Origin of the sequence: Microcoleus sp. BM001215392 (genome assembly GCF_036700185.1) — a bacterium.
Lineage (GTDB): Bacteria > Cyanobacteriota > Cyanobacteriia > Cyanobacteriales > Microcoleaceae > Microcoleus.
This window is the reverse complement of the sequence record NZ_JAUBOJ010000424.1, coordinates 1-5,983: the sequence shown is the minus strand read 5'-3', so window position 1 is coordinate 5,983 and position 5,983 is coordinate 1. Positions and strand designations below refer to the sequence as shown.

At 45.2% G+C, this 5,983-nt stretch carries 7 protein-coding genes; 5 read left to right on the top strand and 2 right to left on the bottom strand.

The genetic code is table 11. The annotated features are described in order from the left end of the window. Positions 1-77 precede the first annotated feature (77 nt). A complete protein-coding gene (locus QT974_RS29675) occupies positions 78-566 on the bottom strand; it encodes a GNAT family N-acetyltransferase (protein ID WP_333471973.1) in 489 nt (162 codons plus the stop codon). 111 nt (positions 567-677) lie between these two features. Here QT974_RS29675 and QT974_RS29670 point away from each other — a divergent pair, with 111 nt between their 5' ends. The 5 genes from QT974_RS29670 (at position 678) to QT974_RS29650 (ending at position 5,099) form a co-directional block, all read left to right on the top strand. Further along, positions 678-1,574, top strand: a complete 897-nt coding sequence (locus tag QT974_RS29670) for a LysR family transcriptional regulator (RefSeq protein ID WP_333471972.1) — start codon at positions 678-680, stop codon at positions 1,572-1,574. A gap of 162 nt (positions 1,575-1,736) precedes the next feature. Further along, a complete protein-coding gene (gene crtE, locus QT974_RS29665) occupies positions 1,737-2,666 on the top strand; it encodes a geranylgeranyl diphosphate synthase CrtE (protein WP_333471974.1) in 930 nt (309 codons plus the stop codon). A 22-nt stretch (positions 2,667-2,688) separates the two neighbouring features. Then, a complete protein-coding gene (locus tag QT974_RS29660) occupies positions 2,689-3,147 on the top strand; it encodes a divergent PAP2 family protein (protein WP_333471971.1) in 459 nt (152 codons plus the stop codon). 345 nt (positions 3,148-3,492) lie between these two features. Then, positions 3,493-4,617, top strand: a complete 1,125-nt coding sequence (locus QT974_RS29655) for an AAA family ATPase (RefSeq protein WP_333471970.1) — start codon at positions 3,493-3,495, stop codon at positions 4,615-4,617. Next, positions 4,614-5,099 carry a hypothetical protein gene (locus QT974_RS29650; protein WP_333471969.1) on the top strand — a complete coding sequence of 162 codons (486 nt, stop codon included), beginning with the start codon at positions 4,614-4,616 and terminating at the stop codon, positions 5,097-5,099. The genes QT974_RS29655 and QT974_RS29650 overlap by 4 nt, the downstream gene beginning before the upstream one ends. A gap of 83 nt (positions 5,100-5,182) precedes the next feature. Here QT974_RS29650 and QT974_RS29645 read toward each other — a convergent pair whose 3' ends face one another. Beyond that, complete coding sequence (locus tag QT974_RS29645; protein WP_333471968.1) at positions 5,183-5,686, bottom strand: YbjN domain-containing protein; 504 nt, start codon at positions 5,684-5,686, stop codon at positions 5,183-5,185. Positions 5,687-5,983 lie beyond the last annotated feature (297 nt).

The following is a 5,983-nucleotide window of genomic DNA, read 5'->3' as shown; positions in this document are numbered from 1 at the left end:
CACCTATATTTCTCATCACCAAACCTATTGCTCGTAGAAACCGGGTTTCTGAGACGATCGCGCGATTCGTGATTAAATTATTTAGCAGCAAGCCAACCAATTGCATCCGCATCAAGACGGCAAACCCTAATATTTTCCAAAATCCGCGCTCCCTGCTTTTCATAAAAAGCAACTCCCGCTGAATTTTTAGCATTAACAGTCCATTCAATTCGCCCGCAATTAGTGGATTCAGCAATTTGTGCCAAATGTTTCAACAAAGCTGTACCGACTCCCATACCGCGCAGGGGAGCTTGCACAAATAAATCATCAAGCCACAGACAAGGCTGGGTCAACAAACTTGAATATGTAGCATAAAACATCGCAAATCCTACAGCAGTTCCTGCAACTTCAGCCAATACTACCCGCACTAGCGCAGGTTGACTAAATAAAGCTTGCTGCAATCGATCTGCGGTTGCCGCCAACAAAGTTTTCGCTCCATCAAATTCGCTTTTTTGCGCGATAAAACTCAGAATTAGTTCCAAGTCTGCAAGTTCGGCTTTTCTGATTTTTATATCCAAATTAGCCATTATTTAAATCTCAAGTTCGACTATTAATCACTGTATTAAATGCCATCATTAATGTCCAATATTTTTTTAACTAACAACTTATACTTTTAAAATATTAATGATTTGGAAGCTATGGAACTGCGACATTTGCGTTACTTTATTGCCGTTGCAGAGGAACTGAATTTCACTCGTGCAGCGGAAAGACTGCACATGGCTCAACCTCCGCTAAGCCAACAAATTCAGCATTTGGAGGCCGAGTTGGGCTTTCAACTGTTTCGCCGCACCAAGCGGACGGTTGTGCTCACCGAAGCGGGACAGGTTTTTTTTGAGGAATCACAGAAAATTATGCTGCAAGTCGATCGCGCAATTCAACTCGGCAAACAGACAAGCCGCGGCGAACTCGGCCAACTGACTGTAGGCTTTGTGAGCTCGGCGGCGCACAATGTAGTTCCAGCAATTTTGCAGGCGTTTCGCACTCGGTGTCCCGCCGTCAAACTCGAACTGCACGAACTCACGACTAACGAACAGTTGCAGCGGTTGCGGTTCGGGCAAATTGATATCGGCTTCGTGCGTCCGCCGATCGAGGAAGATGCCATCAATTCCGAAATTGTTTTCCGAGAACCTCTGATCGTGGCGCTGCCTGAAACGCATCCGGCGGCCGATTCAGGGGCTTTTGTGGAATTGCGCGAACTTTCTGCCGAACCGTTTATCTTGTTTCCGCGTTCCCAGGCTCCGGGATTGTACGATGCGATCGTCAGTCTGTGTCTGCAAGCAGGTTTTAGTCCGATCGCGGGTCAAGAAGCGATTCAAATGCAGACAATTATCAGCTTGGTCGCTGCCTCGATGGGGGTGGCGATCGTTCCGGCATCAATGCAAAATTTCCAGCGCAGCGGGGTTGTTTACAAATCTTTGCCAGAATCAACCTGCACGGTGGCGATCGCCCTAATTTGGCGCAGGCATCCCACGGAGGCGGTGCAGAGATTTTTGGAAGTCGCCAGACAAAGTGGCGGATTTGAGATTGAGGGCTAATTTTACAAAGTTATCAAAACTCAAAGATTTTCTGTGCAACAACACCCGTAGAATAATTAATTGATGCTCGGATTTCGGGCAACCACCGCCGCAAAAGTCGGCGCGATCCGAGCCGAACCAGTCAAAGTATCCCCAGTCACATTAAGTACAAGAGAGCAAGGGATGGTATTTACAGCAACAGAAATGGATTCGTCCCAACCGGAATCCGCTTTCGACTTATCTACTTACTTAGTCGAGCAAAAAAAGGCGATCGAGGTAGCTCTCGACAGTGCACTACCGGTCATCTACCCAGAGAAAATTTACGAAGCAATGCGCTACTCGCTGCTAGCGGGCGGCAAGCGCCTGCGTCCGATCCTGTGTCTGGCTAGCTGCGAAATGATTGGTGGCACTGCTGCTATGGCAATTCCCACGGCTTGCGCTTTGGAAATGATTCACACGATGTCGCTGATTCACGACGATTTGCCGGCAATGGACAATGACGACTACCGCCGCGGCAAACTGACTAATCACAAAGTCTACGGCGAGGATATCGCCATTTTGGCTGGGGATGGTTTGTTGACCTATGCTTTTGAATTGATCGCTACTAAAACAGAGAACGTATCCCCCCATCTGGTGTTGCAGACGATCGCCCATTTGGCGCGGGCATCGGGGTCTGCTGGACTCGTAGGCGGTCAGGTGGTTGACCTGGAATCGGAAGGATTGACAGATGTTTCTCTGGAAACTTTGAATTACATTCACGCTCACAAAACCGGCGCGCTGTTAGAAGCCTGTGTGGTTTGTGGGGGAATTTTGGCGGGTGCGCCGGCTGCGGATTTGCAGCGGCTGTCTTGTTTTGCTAAGAATATTGGGCTGGCTTTCCAGATAATTGACGACATTCTGGATATTACTGCTACTCAAGAAGAATTGGGCAAAACTGCTGGCAAAGATGTTCAAGCCGGAAAGGTGACTTATCCGAGTTTGTGGGGAATTGAAGAGTCTCGGCGCCAAGCTTCGCAGCTTGTTGCTGATGCTAAGTCTCAACTGGCAGTGTTTGGAAGTAAAGCTCTACCGCTGCTCTTAATTGCCGATTATATTACCAGCCGCAGTAATTAGTTAGATAGAAATGCCAAATACTATGCAGGAAATTTGCAGCGGCATCTTACACAACCAGACTCTGGTAGTTGCTTTGATCGCTTGTCTGTCGGCTCAGATATTGAAGTTGCCGATCGAATTAATCAAAAATCGCAAGTTTAATCTGCGGTATTTGGTAACAACGGGGGGAATGCCGAGTTCTCATTCGTCTTTTGTGGGCGCTTTGGCTGCGGGAGTCGGACAAACGATGGGGTGGGAAAGTCCGGAGTTTGCGATCGCTGCGATCTTTGCGATTATTGTCATGTACGACGCTGCTGGAGTCCGCCAAGCTGCGGGAAAGCAAGCTCGCATTCTCAACCAAATTATTGACGAGTTTTTTGAGGAAGACCACAATTTTAATGAGGCTCGGCTGAAAGAGTTGTTGGGACACACTCCTTTTCAAGTGCTTGTCGGTTTGGGGCTGGGAATCGCGATTTCTTGGATCGCAGGGCCTGCATATTAACTTTTAAGTACGGAGTAGATTTGGATCGGTGGTGTTTTTTTGACAGCTCAAAAACGGATACTTGCGAACGACGCTCCTAAGTAGATATACTCAAATTTTAGACTTTTGTTCAATCTCCCAGATTCATCTGTAGAGTGAATCTAAAATCTAAAATCTAAAATCGACTGACAAGTTGGAGGTAAATGTCGGCAGTGGCGCGGATTAATAATTCGGCAACTAATCCGTCTCTGGCTCAGAAAAGCACCCAAATTTTTGGGAAATTTATCGCACTGCCTATTAGCTAATTAAGCAGTTCAAAAAGTTATAAAATTTTCTAAAATTCCCACTCCAAGGAGTAGTTTTGCTATGATCCAAAGACTATATATAAACAACTTCAGATGCCTAGAAAACTTTGAACTGAAGATACAAGGAATCCCATCGGCTCTTTTGATTGGCAAAAACGGTGCAGGTAAATCAACTATCGCTTCTGCATTAGAAGTTCTTCAGAAAATTAGTCGAGGCATCAATAGAATGCGCGACTTGGAAAAACTGAAGCTGATTAGCCCGAAAGATTTCGCTCGTGGGAAGTCTGATGTCCCAATCCGGTTTGAAATAGAAGTATTACTTAACGATAAATTATACAAATATATCCTGGCGTTTGATTTGCCAGAAAAATTTAAAGAGCTGCGAGTTTTTGAAGAACAACTGCTAGTTGCAGGAGATCCCATTTACTCTCGAAAAGAAGCTCAAGTCACTCTTCACATCAGTTCGCAAAATCGTGAAGCTGAGTTTCTCCTAGATTGGCATCTTGTTGCCCTACCAGTAATTCAGGAGCAATCTGAGACAGATCCGCTCCATATTTTTAAGACTTGGCTCGCACGCACGATCATTTTAGCTCCGATTCCCAGCTTGATGACTGGAGACTCTAATGGTGAAACTTTGGAGCCAAAGCGAGATGGTTCAAACTTCGGAGAGTGGGTTTCTGGATTACTCAGCCGCTATCCTGCCGCCTATACACAGGTTGATAAATATCTCCGAGAAGTTATGCCTGACATTCAGGATTTTCTGAATGAACTCATCGCTAAAGACTCCAAAAGCATGATTGTGCGGTTTGAAGCAAATAATGCGAATCTGAGTGTTGACTTTGAAAACTTATCTGACGGTGAGAAATGCTTTTTTCTTTGCGCCGTCATCTTAGCTGCCAACAAATCTTATGGCCCACTTTTTTGCTTTTGGGACGAGCCTGACAACTATATCTCATTATCAGAGGTTGGAGATTTTGTCACATCATTACGACGCTCATTTCAGGGTAACAGTCAAATTTTAGTGACATCTCATAATCCTGAAGCGATCCGAAAATTTTCAAATGAAAATACCTTTGTCTTAGATCGAAAAAGCCACTTAGAGCCAACTTTAGTCAGATTACTCAGTGATATACCTGTACCAGGCGACCTTATAACGACTTTAATCCTGGGCGATATAGAACTATGAAAGTAAATAGGGAGCAACCACACCTTCTTGTGTTACCCGAAGATGATGCCAATCGCCAGATTTTCAATGGATTTATTAATCACCTTAGCGTTAATAAGAGTGCAATTAAAGACCTACCGATTGCCAATGGTTGGACAAAAGCTGTGGAGCAATTGCGAAATAATCATGGGCCTGGAATGCGACAATATCTACAAAGAAGGATTGTTTTGATCGTTGATTTCGATCGGGATGAAAATCGCTTTAGTTATGTAGAGAGTCAAATTCCAGACGATTTAAAAGAAAGAGTATTCATTCTTGGAGTGCAATCTAACCCAGAAGATTTAAAGAGAGCCACCAAAAAGAGTTTTGAAGATATCGGAAAAGCTCTAGCACAAGATTGCTCTGATAATACGAATGAATTATGGGGGCATGAACTCCTGACACACAACAAAACTGAGTTAGAGCGTATGGTTTCATCTGTTAAACCATTTCTGTTTAATTAGATACACCCAAAAGTCTGCCACCCTACTTTAATTTTAGGTGCGCGACTGTGAACGATCGCGATCGAAAGTCTCGCACCTACTGACTACTGACCGAATTCTGCTTGCAGCAAGTCGTCGTTGTCATCGGCGATGGTGGCGACAATAGTAATAGCGCGAGAAATTTCTCCTGTTGAAATTTCGGCGATCGTCCGAGTTGATATTACGGCAACTTGGTTGTCAACGATCGCAAAATGAGCTTCCAAAGTAGACAGCCAATTCATTTCTAGCAGTTTCCGCATTAATTCAGCTTCATTCTTGGCCGGCAACTGAAGCACAAAAGCCCAAACAGTCAAAGTATCATTTTCAGTTTCGCCCGACAGTTGCACGAACACTTCGACGCTGCCATACTTAAATTTCCAAAGATGTCCGCCAGCTTCGTTTTGACCGACCATCACTTTTTGGTCTACAGCCATGCTGGCAATCACAGTTTCAATTTCTTCTGCATAGCTGACTGCTGTGGCTTTTTCTACCTGCTCGGAGGCGATCGCGCTTTCACTCAAGAGGCTTTCTGTGGAAACTGTTTGTGGGTTTGGCTCGCTATTAGTCATGGTGGTGATTTGACGGACACTGTTCCACTCATCAGTGTACTTCCTAGAGGTTGAGATTGTAGATTTTCCATCTGGGATTTGTCCAAAATCTCAACTCTATAGCAGAAGGAAGAAGCAAGAAGTCCGAGGTTCGAGGGAACAAGGCTCGCTTCGGCTGCGCTCGGAGGCTAAAAAAAGCCATTCAGGGATGAGCAATAGAAAATAAGTCTGTATTCAACCGCCTCTGCTTCCGGGAACTCTTCCCCTTGACCGAAAGCATCCAGGATACAAGCCCCCGGATTCATCCGTGGAGAAATA